Annotated in this window: 13 protein-coding genes; 10 read left to right on the top strand and 3 right to left on the bottom strand. The window is 50.6% G+C overall.

What is annotated here, in order from left to right; genetic code table 11:
* From B3W37_RS12515 to B3W37_RS12505, 3 genes are all read left to right on the top strand, one after another.
* The coding region (locus B3W37_RS12515) for a MutS-related protein (protein WP_483176016.1) at positions 1-1,833 on the top strand (1,833 nt) is incomplete at its 5' end.
* A 191-nt stretch (positions 1,834-2,024) separates the two neighbouring features.
* Positions 2,025-2,549, top strand: coding sequence for a hypothetical protein (locus B3W37_RS12510; protein ID WP_483176015.1), 525 nt, complete (start codon positions 2,025-2,027; stop codon positions 2,547-2,549).
* A 109-nt stretch (positions 2,550-2,658) separates the two neighbouring features.
* Positions 2,659-4,014, top strand: coding sequence for a D-alanyl-D-alanine carboxypeptidase family protein (locus B3W37_RS12505; protein ID WP_483176014.1), 1,356 nt, complete (start codon positions 2,659-2,661; stop codon positions 4,012-4,014).
* A gap of 186 nt (positions 4,015-4,200) precedes the next feature.
* Here B3W37_RS12505 and B3W37_RS12500 read toward each other — a convergent pair whose 3' ends face one another.
* Positions 4,201-4,782 carry a copper amine oxidase N-terminal domain-containing protein gene (locus B3W37_RS12500; protein WP_483168630.1) on the bottom strand — a complete coding sequence of 194 codons (582 nt, stop codon included), beginning with the start codon at positions 4,780-4,782 and terminating at the stop codon, positions 4,201-4,203.
* Positions 4,783-5,137: 355 nt separating this feature from the next.
* Between B3W37_RS12500 and B3W37_RS12495 the strand changes: the two genes are divergently transcribed.
* The 7 genes from B3W37_RS12495 (at position 5,138) to B3W37_RS12465 (ending at position 13,044) form a co-directional block, all read left to right on the top strand.
* Complete coding sequence (locus B3W37_RS12495; protein ID WP_483176013.1) at positions 5,138-6,502, top strand: sigma-54 interaction domain-containing protein; 1,365 nt, start codon at positions 5,138-5,140, stop codon at positions 6,500-6,502.
* Between the two features lie 335 nt (positions 6,503-6,837).
* Positions 6,838-7,980 carry an acyl-CoA dehydrogenase family protein gene (locus tag B3W37_RS12490; protein WP_481038353.1) on the top strand — a complete coding sequence of 381 codons (1,143 nt, stop codon included), beginning with the start codon at positions 6,838-6,840 and terminating at the stop codon, positions 7,978-7,980.
* Between the two features lie 95 nt (positions 7,981-8,075).
* The gene (locus tag B3W37_RS12485) at positions 8,076-9,032 is read left to right on the top strand and encodes a CoA transferase subunit A (RefSeq protein WP_483168628.1); all 957 of its coding nucleotides are present in this window, start codon (positions 8,076-8,078) and stop codon (positions 9,030-9,032) included.
* Positions 9,033-9,037: 5 nt separating this feature from the next.
* The gene (locus tag B3W37_RS12480) at positions 9,038-9,910 is read left to right on the top strand and encodes a CoA-transferase subunit beta (RefSeq protein WP_483176012.1); all 873 of its coding nucleotides are present in this window, start codon (positions 9,038-9,040) and stop codon (positions 9,908-9,910) included.
* A 32-nt stretch (positions 9,911-9,942) separates the two neighbouring features.
* Positions 9,943-11,121, top strand: coding sequence for a thiolase family protein (locus B3W37_RS12475; RefSeq protein ID WP_483168626.1), 1,179 nt, complete (start codon positions 9,943-9,945; stop codon positions 11,119-11,121).
* 55 nt (positions 11,122-11,176) lie between these two features.
* On the top strand, positions 11,177-12,031 hold the full coding sequence (locus B3W37_RS12470) for a 3-hydroxyacyl-CoA dehydrogenase family protein (protein ID WP_483176011.1): 855 nt from the start codon (positions 11,177-11,179) through the stop codon (positions 12,029-12,031).
* Between the two features lie 206 nt (positions 12,032-12,237).
* Positions 12,238-13,044, top strand: coding sequence for an enoyl-CoA hydratase/isomerase family protein (locus B3W37_RS12465; RefSeq protein WP_483168624.1), 807 nt, complete (start codon positions 12,238-12,240; stop codon positions 13,042-13,044).
* Between the two features lie 249 nt (positions 13,045-13,293).
* On the opposite strand, the gene B3W37_RS12460 is transcribed toward B3W37_RS12465, so the two are convergent.
* Both B3W37_RS12460 and B3W37_RS12455 read right to left on the bottom strand, forming a co-directional pair.
* Positions 13,294-14,058 carry a class I SAM-dependent methyltransferase gene (locus B3W37_RS12460; RefSeq protein WP_483176010.1) on the bottom strand — a complete coding sequence of 255 codons (765 nt, stop codon included), beginning with the start codon at positions 14,056-14,058 and terminating at the stop codon, positions 13,294-13,296.
* Between the two features lie 145 nt (positions 14,059-14,203).
* Positions 14,204-14,983, bottom strand: a complete 780-nt coding sequence (locus B3W37_RS12455) for an ABC transporter ATP-binding protein (RefSeq protein ID WP_483168621.1) — start codon at positions 14,981-14,983, stop codon at positions 14,204-14,206.

The following is a 14,983-nucleotide window of genomic DNA, read 5'->3' as shown; positions in this document are numbered from 1 at the left end:
CACATCTATTTTAGGTTGGGTATGAATATGAATGAGTCAATTGATAAATTTGGGAAACGTTGGCAAGACTATATCAGTAAAACGGAAAAGCTGGACAAGTATTCAGACAGATTAAGCTCGCTGCGTTTATACTGCTTCCTCATCGGTGCTTTATTAACCGGGATGGTTTTTTACTATAGCGGACCAACCCCTGGATTTATCCTTTTAAGTATTTCGTTGAGCACTTTTTTATGCCTGGTCCTAAAGCATGATAAGGTTATCAGGCAGGCCAACCGATATCGCTATATGGTAGAAATAAATCATAAATGCGTGCAGCGGCTGGAAGGGGATTGGACCTGCTTTGATGATGATGGAAAAGAATATGCCAATCCTCAACACAGATATATTGATGATCTGGACATTTTCGGACGCAGCTCGCTGTTTCAGTGGCTAAATACCAGCAATACCTATCAGGGAAGAGAATTTATCCGAGATTGGCTGGAAAATCCTCTGCAGGATAGGGCGAGGATTACCGAAAGGCAAAAAGCCGTCCAGGAACTCGCTTTGAAGCTGGACTGGACTCAGGATTTACAGTGCCTGGGCATGGGGGCAGCGAATTTTAAGAAAAATCCTGAAAACCTCTTTGCCTATGTGGAAAATGCAGAGCAGCTGTTTTCTAAAGCTTGGATCAAGGCTATATTTTATATCCTGCCCGTTATGACCATCGCATCTTTTATTCTCGGGTATGGAGCTCGATCTGTTTCGATATATATACCCCTGGTTTTGTTCGGCTTACAGTTCATTGTTAATATCTGGGGAAGCCGGCGGGTAAACCAGATTCTGGATACGGTCCATACCTATAAAAACAAGCTATCTGTTTATCAGGGACTGTTCGAGCATATCGAAAAGGAAACGTTTCGCGAGCCTTATCTGTTGGAACTACAATCCGGGCTGTTTAATCAAGACGAGCCCGCCTCACAACAGATAAAAGTTCTGGACAAGATTGTCGGAGCGATTGGATTTAAGTATAATCCGATTATTTATTTTATTCTTAATAATGTAATTTTTATGGATTTCCATTGTGTATTTGCCCTGGAAAGATGGAGAGCCAAATCCGGTTCATACTTGCGTAAATGGGTCTATCATCTCGGCATATATGAAGCCCTGTCAAGCATGGCTTTGCTTGCCCAGTTAAACCCTCATTGGTGTTATCCTGAGTTTGATCAGAACAAGCTTTTTATTAACGCCGAGGATATAGGACATCCGCTCATTGCTGCAAAAAACAGAGTTGTCAACCAACTTAGCGTGGAAAACCAGATATGTGTTGTTACGGGCTCCAACATGTCAGGAAAAACGACTTTACTAAGGACCATAGGGGTAAATTTGGTGCTGGCCTATGCCGGGGCTCCGGTATGTGCCAGGCATTTTGCCTGTTCAATCATGGATATCTTTACTTCGATGCGGATCAATGACGATTTAAATAGCGGCATCTCTACATTTTATGCGGAATTGCTGCGGATAAAAATGATCATTGATTATGCCCAAAACCATGTTCCCATGATATTTCTCATTGATGAGTTGTTTAGAGGAACCAATTCACGGGATCGGGTTGCGGGGGCCCGGAATGTTCTTATGAACCTTAATAAAGATTGGATTATCGGTTTGATATCGACCCATGATTATCAATTGTGCGATTTTGAAGATGAGCCGGGCGGTAGGATCAAAAACTATCATTTTATTGAAACCTACTCAGACGATGCAATACAGTTTGACTACCGCCTAAGATCAGGACCATGCAAAACCAGCAACGCCAGGTATCTGATGAGGATGATTGGCATTGACATATTGGATTAGTTTCGCGGAATTGTCGGCGGGCTGACTCCGGCGTCCGGGTGACAGGCTGACAAGGGTGAAGGGGACCGTCACCGTCCCTAACGGTCACCCCCGCTTGCGCGCATGCCTTTAATGCCTTTAATAACCGGTCCCCGCTTACGGCATAATTATGATAATATAGACTAGGAAATTATCTGAAAAGGTGAAGCTCAATGAGTATTTTCGGTCAAGCGATCAAGGGCACAGTTGGATTGCTGGCTAATGGACTTGATTGCATTATCACCGCAAGTACCCGTCAGATCGGGAAAAAGTACAGAGATAGCGACCTTGTTAAAACCGCCGGTGAGATCGGATCCAATACGGTGCGGGTGACGGAAAACACGGTTAAAACCTTGACCGACGTAGTGGATGGAGGCCTTGAGGCTGGAGCAGGTTATCTTATAAAGGATGAAATAAAGGTAGACAGCGGCATAAAAAGGGCTAAAACCGCGGGTAAAGATCTGGTTTCGGGTGTGGAACGAGGAATTGCCAGTACTTATGAAGCAGGCGCCAAGACCACCGGCAGCGCAGTGGAGGCCGGGAAGCATTATTTCAAAGGCGACAAAACGATGGCCCGTCAGGAGCTGGCCAATACCAAGGCGCATGCTAAAGAATTGGGTAAATTAATAGTGGTGGGTTTGCTGGCATTTGGGGCTATGGATAATGGTGTTAAAAACAAGAGCAACCAAATAGTATGATAGCAAATACCTCAACCGACCAGAAATATAAACCGCAACGTCAATGCGCGTTGCATCGTTGCTGATTAATACTGAACCAACGACATATCTGGAGCTTTTTATATAGATTATGAATTATATGAATGATATTACTGATGCGATTAGAAGTTTTATTAGGTATGTAGATGCTGCGGCCGTTAAGCTGAAGCAGCCGGTGAAAATATATTTAGCTGTAGTGCTTGTGGTGCTGCTTGCGGCGAGCGCTCCTATCCGCGCCGCCGCGGCGAATGAAGCTTTTCAAACGCCCCAGATCGTATCTGAATCGGCGGTACTGATGGATGCTAAAACCGGGCAGGTTTTATATGAGAAAAACATGCATACCCAGCTGTACCCGGCCTCCATTACCAAGATCCTGACCATACTTCTGGGAATAGAACACGGCCAGCAGCAGGATAAGGTTACTATGTCGCGGGAAGCGGTGTTCAGCATCCTCAGGGGATCTTCGCATATCGCCCTTACAGATGGCGAAGAGATAACCCTTGAACAGGCCTTGATGGCGGCCATGCTGCCTTCGGCCAACGACGCCAGCAACGGCATCGCCGAACACATCAGCGGCAGCGTGGAGGATTTTGCGGTGTTGATGAACCAGCGTGCCCGTGAAGCCGGGGCCTTGAACAGCAATTTCGTCAACCCCCACGGGTTGCCCGATGAGGAGCATGTGAGCACTGCCTATGACATGGCTATGATCACCAGGGTTGCCTTGCAGAACGATAAATTCAGGGGGATTTTTGGAACGGTACGCTACACCATTCCCTCGACCAACAAGCAGCCTGAGTCCCGTGATTTGTGGTCGGAGCACAGAATGCTCACCACCAACAAATTTTACTATGAGGGAGTGATAGGGGGCAAGACCGGCTATACCGCGATATCCCAGAATACGCTGGTGACGGCCGCCCAGCGCGGGGATCGCGAACTCATCGCGGTGGTCATGAAAAGTCAGGCTTACGGGGTGTATACGGATACCATGGCCCTGTTTGATTACGGATTCAATCAGTTTACAGAAGCCAGCTTTAATCCCGCTGAACTTGTAACCCCTTCCCGCGGCCAGGACCAAACCAAACTTATAGCCGATATTTTAAATCAAAATCAAGATACTATTTTTACCCGGCTGATTCACAACAGTATCAGCCCTGAGGAGGTATCGGTTGATTACCGGCTGGTGGATGAAAGTCAGAACAAACCGCCTGATCTGCAGTTGAATATTCGACTTGACTCCGCCGGCAGCCTGCAGTATGCCGATTTGGGATCGGTGTATCTATATAATTTTGATCCTGCGGAAGAAAACGGCCGACCGGCTTGGGTCAGCTTCGTTGTCACGGCCTTCAAGGTGCTGGCATATCTGATAATAGGCATTGTAGCCCTGTTGTTTATCTTGCGCTGGTTCATCAGAGCGCGCCGCATGCTGAAGCGCAGAATCAGGCTATAAATCCAGAATCGCCAGCGGGGAGGTTCTTAAAACGGCAGACTGTCTAAGAAGTTAAAACCGCCCGTCATGCGGGCGGTTTCAGCTGATATTGCTGTTATACAGGATCCCTATTCACATTAACCGGGTGGTTATTTCATAAATCACACAACATAAAATCCAATTTGGGCTGGCTTATGTAATAGCTCTCTATTCAAGCGCGGATTCATCCGCAATGGGATCTTCTGCGCCTTCATCTGAATTCTCATCGGCAGCCCCGTCATCAACGATGTTTTCGTCAGTGGTCCCCTCGCCGGTATTCTCATCGACAGTGCCTTCATCCGGAACGGCTTGATCGCCTTCAGGGTCAGAGGCTACTATGTCCACAGTAGAGGTTTCACTGTTCCATAAAACCGTATAACCCAACGCCTCAGCCGCATAACGAATGGGGATGCAGGTCCGGTCTCCGGTTAAAACTGCCTTGGTGTCCATTTCTTTTGCTTCCCCATTAACAGTGTAAGTATTGTTCCCAATAACAAATACTACAACGATCCCGTCTTTTTCAAAGGTAGCCTGATATTGTTCTGCATCCCAGCTCACAGTTGCCCCTAAAGCTTCCATCGGAGCTCTCATCGGAACCAGGGTACGATTATTTTCATCTATGTAAGGCTTTTGGTCCACAAACTCCACGGCCTGTCCTTCGATCAACACTGGAATGTCGGCAGCGATTGCCTGTGTGGCAAACAAGCCTATCATCAGAATCGCAAATACCAGAATCAATTTTTGCTTCATGAGTACCTCCTAATCTTTACCTGAACTCTTAAGTACAACTGAAATAACTCTCCCGGTTTGTCCTGATATTTAATATATGTTAAGCAACTGCTGTAGGCAACCAGGCTAATTTGAACATTATGGCCGAATATCTAACAATAACTCCATATTTCATGGAAATATTATCATGTTTATTTGAGAGATTAGCCTCATAGGTAAATATTACATATACAGGGTGACCACTGGGTGGCGACTGCCGAAGGGCAATATTGGGGGACGGTCCCGGCTTGCATCCTTGCCTCAGGCATAAAACTAATAAATAGCCATATTATGGTTATAAGACCAGTAAAGGTATTAGGGCTGGGGAGGAGAAAACTTGGATAGCAGTCTGACCGTTCCTGGTATCTTTGATGATAATCCCAACATTTGTTTAATTGTGGTGGATAAAGAGGGCTTAGTCAAATACATGAATAAGACCTATCTGCGGGTGCTGAAATTGTCTGCAGACAAGGCATTGGGGCAGCCGATCGCCTCCATCACCCCGGCCACACAGACCACCAAAGTCCTTCGCACCGGCAAGGCGATAACCGCCTATAACTGGAACATCAACGGCTATCAGATGATCGCTTCTGCAGTTCCGATTTTCAAAGAAGATGAGTTGGTGGGCTGCTTCTCTTACAGTATTTCCATGAATATCTGGGACCACAAGAATATACTGGAGAACCTTCTGGCGGAAAACAACATGCTCAAAGGCGAGGTTTTGAATGCACATACCTCAAGATACTCTTTTGATGATCTGATTGGGGAAGAACGCGTATTTCTCCAGGCCAAAATTCTGGCCAGGCAGGTAGCCCGGCAGGATAATACCAAGGTGCTGATCATCGGCGAAAGCGGCACTGGCAAAGAGTTGTTCGCCCATGCCATTCACAAGGCCAGTATACGCTGTAACCGCCCTTTTGTGCGGGTTAACTGCGCGGCCATTCCGGAGTCACTGCTGGAGGCCGAGCTTTTTGGCTATGAGGACGGGGCCTTCACCGGAGCCAAAAAAGGAGGCCGGTTGGGGAAATTTGAACTGGCTAACCACGGCACCATTTTCCTCGATGAAATCGGGGAAATGCCCCTGGCCATGCAGAGCAAGCTCCTGGTAGTTTTGCAGGAACAGGTCATCGAGCGTTTGGGGGGCAACAACCCAATCGATATCAATGTGCGGGTCATTTCGGCCACCAATCGCAACCTGGAACTGATGGTGCAAAAAGGGTCATTCCGGGAGGACCTGTTTTACCGGCTGAACGTGATGCAGATAGAGATACCCCCCTTAAGGAATAGAAAAGGCGATATCTTGCACATGGTCAGTACCTTCTTGAATGGTTTAAACCAGAGATTAAATATGAATATCAAAGGGATCAAGGATGAGGCCCTGGACATCTTGCTCAAGTATTCCTGGCCCGGAAATGTCCGGGAATTGGAAAATGTCATGGAAAGGGCCATGAGCCTGGCCCACATGGATCAGGTGGACATGATCGGGAAGAGGCATCTGGCCTTCATCTGTGCCAAATTAAAACTCAATTGCTTTGATGGCAGCAAAGGCTTGAAAACCATTGTGCAGGAGTTTGAAGAACAGCTCATCTGCGACGCCCTGGCGGAGACCGGGCAGAACAAATCGCTGGCCGCCCAATACCTGAATATAGACGTTTCTTCCCTGTACCGCAAAATGAGAAAGTACGGCATACCTATCGACTGAGCGAAAACAATCCCCCCGCCCGAACTTCCAACCAACAGAGCCCCCTTTTCCCAGGTTTTTCATCATCATATGGCGCATCTGAAAATCCATTCTTATTTCTGCCACAAGCCAAACTACGGACTTGAAGGTCTTATCCCCGCAGTCTGGCAATTCTGCCTGAAAATAAACTTCGGCTCACTTCGAAACTAACCCTGTTAATCCCGGTATATTGGGATTTTTAAGCCATGCAAAATCGTGGCATGAAGTTTGCAAATTTGGTAGCCAGAAGTTCAGAAAGGGGGGATAACCGGAATTCTGCCGTTTAACTGTTTAGCTGAGAAAAGGAAGGGATAAACATGGGATTTGGCTTTACTTACAATGAGGATCAATTGGCACTGCAGCGCACTGTGAGGAAGTTCGCGGAAAACGAGATCGTTCCGGTGCGCCATGATTATGACGAGTCAGAGGAATTCCCCTGGCCGGTAGTTAAGAAAATGCACGAACTAGGGATTTCCTGCATGAACGCCCCGGAGAAATACAACGGCATGACCTTTGGCAACGTCGGTCTGTGCATGGTGGTCGAGGAGATCTGCAAGGCCTGTTTGGGCATCGCCATCACCCCCCTGGCCAACATGCTGGCCTCGGAACCGGTTCTGTACGGCGGTACTGAGGAGCAGCAGGAGTGGTGGTTCCCGGGCATCTGCGAAGATGGGCAGCTGGCTTCGTATGCGGTTACCGAGCCCGGGGCCGGGTCAGATGTGGCCGGTTTATCGACCACCGCCAAAAAAGACGGCGACTACTACATCCTCAACGGCACCAAATGTTTCATCACCAATGCCCGCTATGCCGACAAGTATACCGTTCTGGCCACCCACGACAAGAGCAAAGGCAACCGGGCCCAGTCATTTTTCATGGTTGACCGCAACACCGAAGGCCTTTCCATTGGCAAAAGCGAGCATAAGATGGGCATGCGCTGTTCCGACACCTCAGAACTGATCCTGGACAATGTGAAGGTGCACAAGAAGTTTCGCCTGGGTGAAGAAGGGGACGGCTTTAAGCTGGCTATGAAGGCCTTCAACTCCTCGCGCCCCTTTATCGCGGCCGCTGCCGTAGGGGTGGCCAACGGGGCCTTTGAATTCGCCCGGGATTACGCCAAAGAACGGCGGGCCTTCGGCAAGCCCATTGCGAGTTTTCAAGCCGTCCAATTCATGCTGGCGGATATGAAGATGAATATCGAAGCTTCACGGCTGCTATACCAAAAGGCCGCCTGGCTGCTGGATGAAAAGATGATGGCCGCCGAGATTTCCGCCATTTGCAAATGTTTCGCCGCCGATATGTGCATGCAGGTCACCACCGACGCGGTGCAGATTTTGGGGGGCTATGGATTCTGCCGGGATTATCCGGTGGAGAAGATGATGCGCGATTCCAAGATACTGCAAATCTTTGAAGGCACCTCGCAGATCCAAAGGGTTATTATCGCCAAAGACCTGCTGGCTTAACGAAATGACACATTAGCAGACCGCCTGCGGGAATATGCTTTGGCCTGACCGCAGCAAGCAGGGAGTGCTAGTAAAACTGAAGGAGGAGTAAGAGAATGCTTTTTCAACCCATGCCGGTTAAAAAAGGCCGCGCCAAACCGCCAACATACAAAATCATGACCGCCAAGGAGGCGGTAGAAAAGTACATCCATGAAGACTGTTACCTGGGCATGACTGTCAGCGCCGCGCCGGCGGCCCTCATATGGGAGATAGTGAGGCAGCGTGACCGCATCAAAACCCTGGATCTGGTCATCACCAGCCAGATCGGGATGTCGTCCGCCCTGATTGGGGCCGGTCTGGTCCGCAAGATCGAGATGGGCTATAACTGGGGCGGTATTGAAGGGGAAGACAAGGTTTTCCGCCGCGCCGTGGAAAAGGGCATCCCCCGGCCTCTGGAAGTCGAAGACTACAGCAATTTCGGGGCCGCCATGCGGTGGGCCGCGGCTTCCATGGGATTGCCTTTCATGCCCACCAAATCACAGCTGGGCTCTGACATCATCAAGTACAATCCCAAAATAAAGGTAATGGACGATCCCTATACCAACCAGCCGATAGCCCTGGTTCCGGCTTCATATCCGGATGTGGCGGTAATCCATGCCTCCCGGGCTGATGAAATCGGCAATGTGCAATGCTTTGGACTGTATGGCAACACCGACACTCTGGCCCGGTCGGCCAAGCATGTCATTGTCAGCGTGGAGGAGATAATCACTTCGGCGGAAATCCGGCGCATGCCCAACCTCACCACCATCCCTTACTACTATGTCGACGCCGTGGTTCATGCTCCTTTCGGGGCGCATTGGCGGGAATCCAATTATTACTACCATCATGACCTGGCCTTTGGGCTGGATGCTTACCGGCAGTTCGCCACCCGGGAAGGCTTCGAGGAATGGGCTGAAAAATACATCCTGGGTACCAGGGACTGGAACGAATACTGCCAGCTGGTGGGTTATGACCGGCTTTACCGCCTGATGCAGAGCGAACACAAATATCAGCAATTCGGAGAGGTGAGGTGATCAGTATGTCCCAATATACCCGTGATTACAATATGCCCGAACTAATGGCGGCCACGGCAGCCCGAGAGATCCAGGACGGGGAATTGGCCTTTATAGGAGTCGGTATGCCCTTGATGGCAGCTACGGTGGCAAAATTCAGTCATGCCCCCAATTTCAACATGATGGTTGAATATGGCGCTATGGGACCGGCGCCGCTGCGTCTGCCGATGTGCGTGGATTGTGCGGTCAACAATGAGCGGGCTTACTTTGCGGGCAGTCAGCGAGAAGTCATGGGGGCCCAGCAGGCCGGTTTTGTGGATGTGGCCTGCATCAGCGGAGCCCAGATTGACAAATATGGCAATCTGAACTCCACCGCCATCGGTGACTACTATGCCCCCAAGGTTCGCCTGGCGGGAAGCGGCGGGGCCAATGACCTGGCCTCGTCAGCCGGACGGACCATAATCATGATGCGCCAGGATGGACGCAACTTCGTGAATGAAGTCGATTACCTTACCTCACCCGGGCATTTGAGCGGTCCGGGGGCGCGAGAAAAAGCCGGTCTGGTCGGGTCAGGTCCGGCCGCCGTGATTACCACCATGGGCGTATACCGTTTCGATGCTGAAACCAGAGAGATGTACCTGGAAAAGATTCACCCGGGAGTGGATATTGAAAACATCAAAAAGGCGGTGCAGTGGGATCTGGCCATATCGCCCCATCTCACTGAGACCGAGCTGCCCACCGAGGAGCAAATCATGATCATGCGCACCCTGGATCCCCTGGCAGTATACCTGGGAACGGGCCGCCAGGCCCTGGCGGGCGATTTCGAGGCCTTTATGGCGATGTTCGAAAACAGCTATCACCCCATGATCAAGTTGATGCGTAGCAAAGGCATGATGTAAACCAGTGTTTAGCACAGGAAGGTGGAATAGATATGCGCGAAGTAGTCATCGTCAGCGGAGTCAGAACACCGATAGGGGATTTCCTGGGCTCCCTCAAGGATTTTACGGCGGTGCAGCTGGGCACTATGGCCTTAAAAGCCGCTATAGAAAGGGCGGGCATCGAGCCGGCTCAAATCGAAGAAGTCGCCACCGGGCATGTTTACCAGGCAGGCTGCAAAGGCAATCCCAGCCGGCAGGTGACCATACACGCCGGATGCCCGGTGGAGACGGTATCAGTAACCATCAACCAGCAGTGCCCATCCTCGATGCGCGCCGCGGAGATCATCGGCCAGCAGATCATGCTGGACAAGATCGACATCGGAGCGGCAGTCGGCCACGAGAGCATGACCAATATACCTTATCTGCTCTTGAAAGCCCGCATGGGATACCGCATGGGCCCCGGCAAGCTTGAAGACGGCATGATGTACGATGCTTTCATCGATGCTTTTTACAACTATCACGCCGGAGTGACCGCGGAAAACCTGGTCGATATGTACAACATTTCCCGCCAGGAGGCGGATGAATGGGGACTGATGAGCAACCAGCGGGCCTGTCAGGCCATTGCCGAAGGCAAGTTCAGGGAAGAAATCGTTCCTGTTGAGATAAAGAGCAAAAAGGGTGTAAAGATTTTTGATACTGATGAGCATCCCAACCCCAATGCCAGCCTGGAGAGCATGGCCAAACTGAAGCCGGCCTTCAAAAAAGACGGCATCATCACCGCCGGCAACGCTTCAGCCATCAATGACGGCGGCGCTGCCATGATATTGATGGGAGCCGATAAAGCAAAGGAGCTGGGAATAAAGCCCCTGGCCCGCATCGTGGCCACCGCCTCCGCATCGGTTGATCCGAGCATAATGGGCATCGGAGTAGTCCCCGCAGTTAAGCGGGTGCTGCAATTCGCTCACATGAGCATGGATGATATCGAACTTTGGGAGATAAACGAGGCCTTCGCCACGCAGGTCATAGCCTGCAACCGGGAGCTGCAGATAAATGTCGATAAAATCAATGTCCTGGGCTCGGGGGTCTCGCTGGGTCATCCGGTGGGCCAGACCGGAGCCCGGCTGATCATCACCCTGATGCATGAGATGCGCCGCAGCAAGAAACAGTTCGGATGCGCCACCCTCTGCGCAGGGGGCGGGCCGGCTATGGCCACCATCATCGAAGCATTGTAAATGTTGGGGGGCGATGGCTGGCATCGCCCCCATGATTAAGAAGGAGGCAGTCAATATGAGTATTTCCAAAATCGGCGTCGTGGGAGCCGGAACCATGGGCAACGGCATAGCACAGGTCGCGGCTCAGTCGGGGCTCAAGGTCATACTGGCGGACATCGATCAGGCATTTATAGACAAAGGCTTGATAAACATGGTCAAGAACTGGGATAAGGATCTGAAAAAAGGCAAGATCAGTGAAGAACAGAAAGCCGGGTTTATCGGCAATATCGCCACTTCTACCGATAAATCCGCTCTGCAAGACTGCGACCTGGTGGTCGAGGTGATCATCGAGAATATCGATATCAAGAAGCAGCTATTTAAAGAACTCAATGAAATCTGCGCGGCCCAAACCATCATCGCCACCAATACCTCGGGATTCAGCATCACTGAGATAGCGGCCGCCAGCGGCAGGCCGGACAGAGTGGTGGGGACTCATTTCTTCAATCCCGTGCCGGTCATGCGTCTGGTGGAGGTGATCCCCGGAAGCGAAACCAGCCGGGAGACCGTCGAGACCGCCATGGAATTCTGCAAGATCATCGGCAAAACCGCCATCGAGGCCAAAGAAGCCCCCGGTTTCATCGTCAACCGGCTCCTGGTACCCTATCTGAATGACGCCTGCTATGCCTATCAGGAAGGTGTGGCTTCGGCAAAAGACATTGACGAGGCCATGAAGTTGGGAGCCAATATGCCCATAGGGCCGCTGGCTTTGTGCGACCTGGTAGGGATTGATGTGCTTTTAATGGTGACCGAGTATTTCTTCAAGGAATTCGGCGATCCCAAGTTCCGCCCCTCGTTGGCCATGAAACAGAAGGTCCGCGCCGGGCACCTGGGAGTGAAGAGCGGCAAGGGCTTCTATGATTACAGCAAGTGAGGAAATATGCACTTAGTGTAATACCGATAATAGGGCCTGGCTTTATGCGACCTGATAGTAGATGTCTTGTTGATAATGCCTGAGTATTTTTTAAAAGAATTCGGCGCTCCCAAGTTCGGCCCCGCGTTGGTCATGTAACAGAAGGCCCGCGCCGGGCACCCGGCGGTAAGAGCGGCCCGGGCTTCTATGATGGGCAGGAGGGAAAGATGATTGAATTAAAAGAAGGTGAGGATATGAATTTTGAGACCTTAAAATATGAACAGCAGGATCATATCGGGATATTAACCTTAAACCGCCCCGAGGCATTGAATGCCCTCAATGACAGGTTGATCGGGGAACTGGATCAGGCTATGGATAGGGTTTGCCATGATGAAACAGTAAAGGTCTTGATCATCACCGGCGGTGAAAAGGTATTCGCTGCCGGCGGAGACATCAAGGCCATGCTGAAGTGCGATCCCCAGATGGCCAGGGAATATGTAAAGCCTATCCATAAGGTTTTCAGGAAGATAGAGGAGCTGCCCAAGCCCACTATCGCGGCGATTAACGGCTTCGTTTTGGGAGGCGGGGTAGAGCTGACTCTGGTGTGTGATTTCCGCGTTGCCGCGGATAACGCCAAGTTCGGCTTCCCGGAAATTAATCTGGGGATTTTCCCGGCAGCAGGCGGCAGCCAGCGCTTGCCGCGCTTGATCGGCATGAGCCGGGCTAAAGAACTCATGTTTACCGGGGATGCCATAGATGCCGGCCGGGCTTTTCAAATCGGGCTGGTCAACCAGGTGGTACCCTCCGGAGAAGTGATGGATGCCGCCTTGAAACTGGCTGCAAAGCTCAGCAAGAAATCGCCCCTGACCATGGCAACATTAAAATCGTCGCTGCACAGCATTTTAAATTCCGGCCAGAATACCGGGCTGGAGATGGAACTGGAGAAATTCTGTTTCCTGTTCGCCTCCCATGACCAAAAAGAAGGCATGCAGGCTTTCCTGGATAAGAGAAAACCTGAGTTTACGGGGAAGTAGACTGAACGAGTGACGAGGAAACAGGCGGGCGTTTTGTTCGCCAAACGATGGTGATGCAAGCGAACGGTTCTTGACTTTCGCATTTGGCGAAAGTCAAGAACCACCTGCATCCTTCTAAAGCGCAATATATAGGGACTCGGGATTTAGAGAGACACCACTGTTAAATGACTATGAAAGTGCCAACCGGTGGCGGTTGGAGCAGTAAATTACGATGATAGACGCTGTTGACAGATCAACTGCTCAATGTGATTATTCTTCTTTTATCCCCACCACCCGTATCCTTTTATAATCCACGATCCATTGGCCGTCTTGCAGCGTACTGTCTCTGAGCTGGTCTTTTATCTGCCCAAAGATCATCTGCTTCTGATCCGCGGTATAGTTCTTGAACAACAGATCGGCGAACATATCCAGCCAGTTGCTCAGCCCATTTTCCCCGTCTTCCAGAATGGTGGGCCTGACGAAATAACGGGCGTAGGTTACACAAAAGCCATGCTCTTCCATTAAACTGGTGTATTCGCCGATGCTGGGATAATACCAGGGGAGGTCTGCATCGCTGACGGGGTGTCCCATCTCCCGCAAACATTTCATAACCTCCCGGGTAACAGTATTGACGTTGCCTCGTCCGCCGAATTCGGCGACAAAGCGCCCCTTCTTTTTTAGGGCTTGCCAGATACCGGCCAGGGCCTTTTCCGGTTCTTTGATCCAGTGCAATACCGCGTTGGAGAAAACGGCGTCATAGCGTTCATAAATATTCAAAGAGCAGGCATCGCCGGGCCGGAACTGGATATCCGGGTACTTCTCCCGGGCTCGTGCCACCATTTCCTTTGACGCGTCCAATCCTTCCACTGTGGCGCCGGATTGCTTTATAAGATGGCTTAAATCGCCGGTGCCGCAGCCCAGATCCAGGATGAGTTCACCACTTTGCGGCTGCAAGAGTTCGATTAAATCTTCTCCCAGTTTGGATACAAAGGCATGTTTTTCATCATACAGATCAGGATTCCACTCTTTTACCATTTACTGATACCCCCGTAAACTGATGCTCTTTAATTCTTCATTATGGGCATCTAATTCCCGGTTGGTCAAGCCGAACCTGCGCAAGCAGGGGGGTGACTATGAACGACAGCCAAGCAAAAAATACTTGCCCAGGACTTTCACTGTACTATAGACTTTCAGGGAGGCAGGCCACCCGCGAAATCTCATTTACATAGACGATTTGCAGCCTGGTGCCGTACAATTCGCTCAGTCGTTCCTGTTGCAGAATCTGCTCAACGCTGCCGGTTTCCATATACCCGCTACGGGAGAGAACTCCTGCGATCCCCCCCAGGAGGATGGGATGGTCAGGATTGTGGGTGGTCATTATTACGGCATAGTCCTTATCGGCCAGGTTTTTTATCAAACGAAGAGCCCGTAGCTGATTGCCGTAATCCAATGCTGAGGTGGGCTCATCAAACAAAATGATTTCGGGCTGCTGCACGATGGCTCTGGCTATGCACACCAGCTGCAGTTCCCCACCGCTGATTTGGTTCACCGACTTGTTGGCGAGATGGGAGAGGTTCATCATAGCGATGGTTTCATCAACCAGCTTATAGTCCGGCTTCCGGGGCCGGCTGAACATTCCCAGGTGCGGGGTGCGCCCCATAACGACAAATTCACGTACCGAGTAGCCGTAGGAAAAATAGATGCTCTGAGGCAGATAGGCTATCTTCTGGGCGACTTGATGGGCAGACATGCGGCTCATATCTTTTCCCTGCAGCATAATTTGCCCGTGGCTTAAGGGACGGATGCGGGCCAGGCAGTTCAGCAGTGTCGATTTCCCACAGCCATTAGGCCCCAGGATAGTGAATAGATCTCCCTTGTCGATGCTGAAACTGACATCCTTAAATATGGTGCGATGACCTTCATAGGCGAAGGCAACTTCTTTGACTTCCAGCAATGCCAT

The organism is Syntrophomonas sp. UBA5494 (assembly GCF_002426325.1).
Note: the sequence above shows the minus strand (reverse complement) of the source record. Positions and strands in the feature narration are given on the sequence as shown.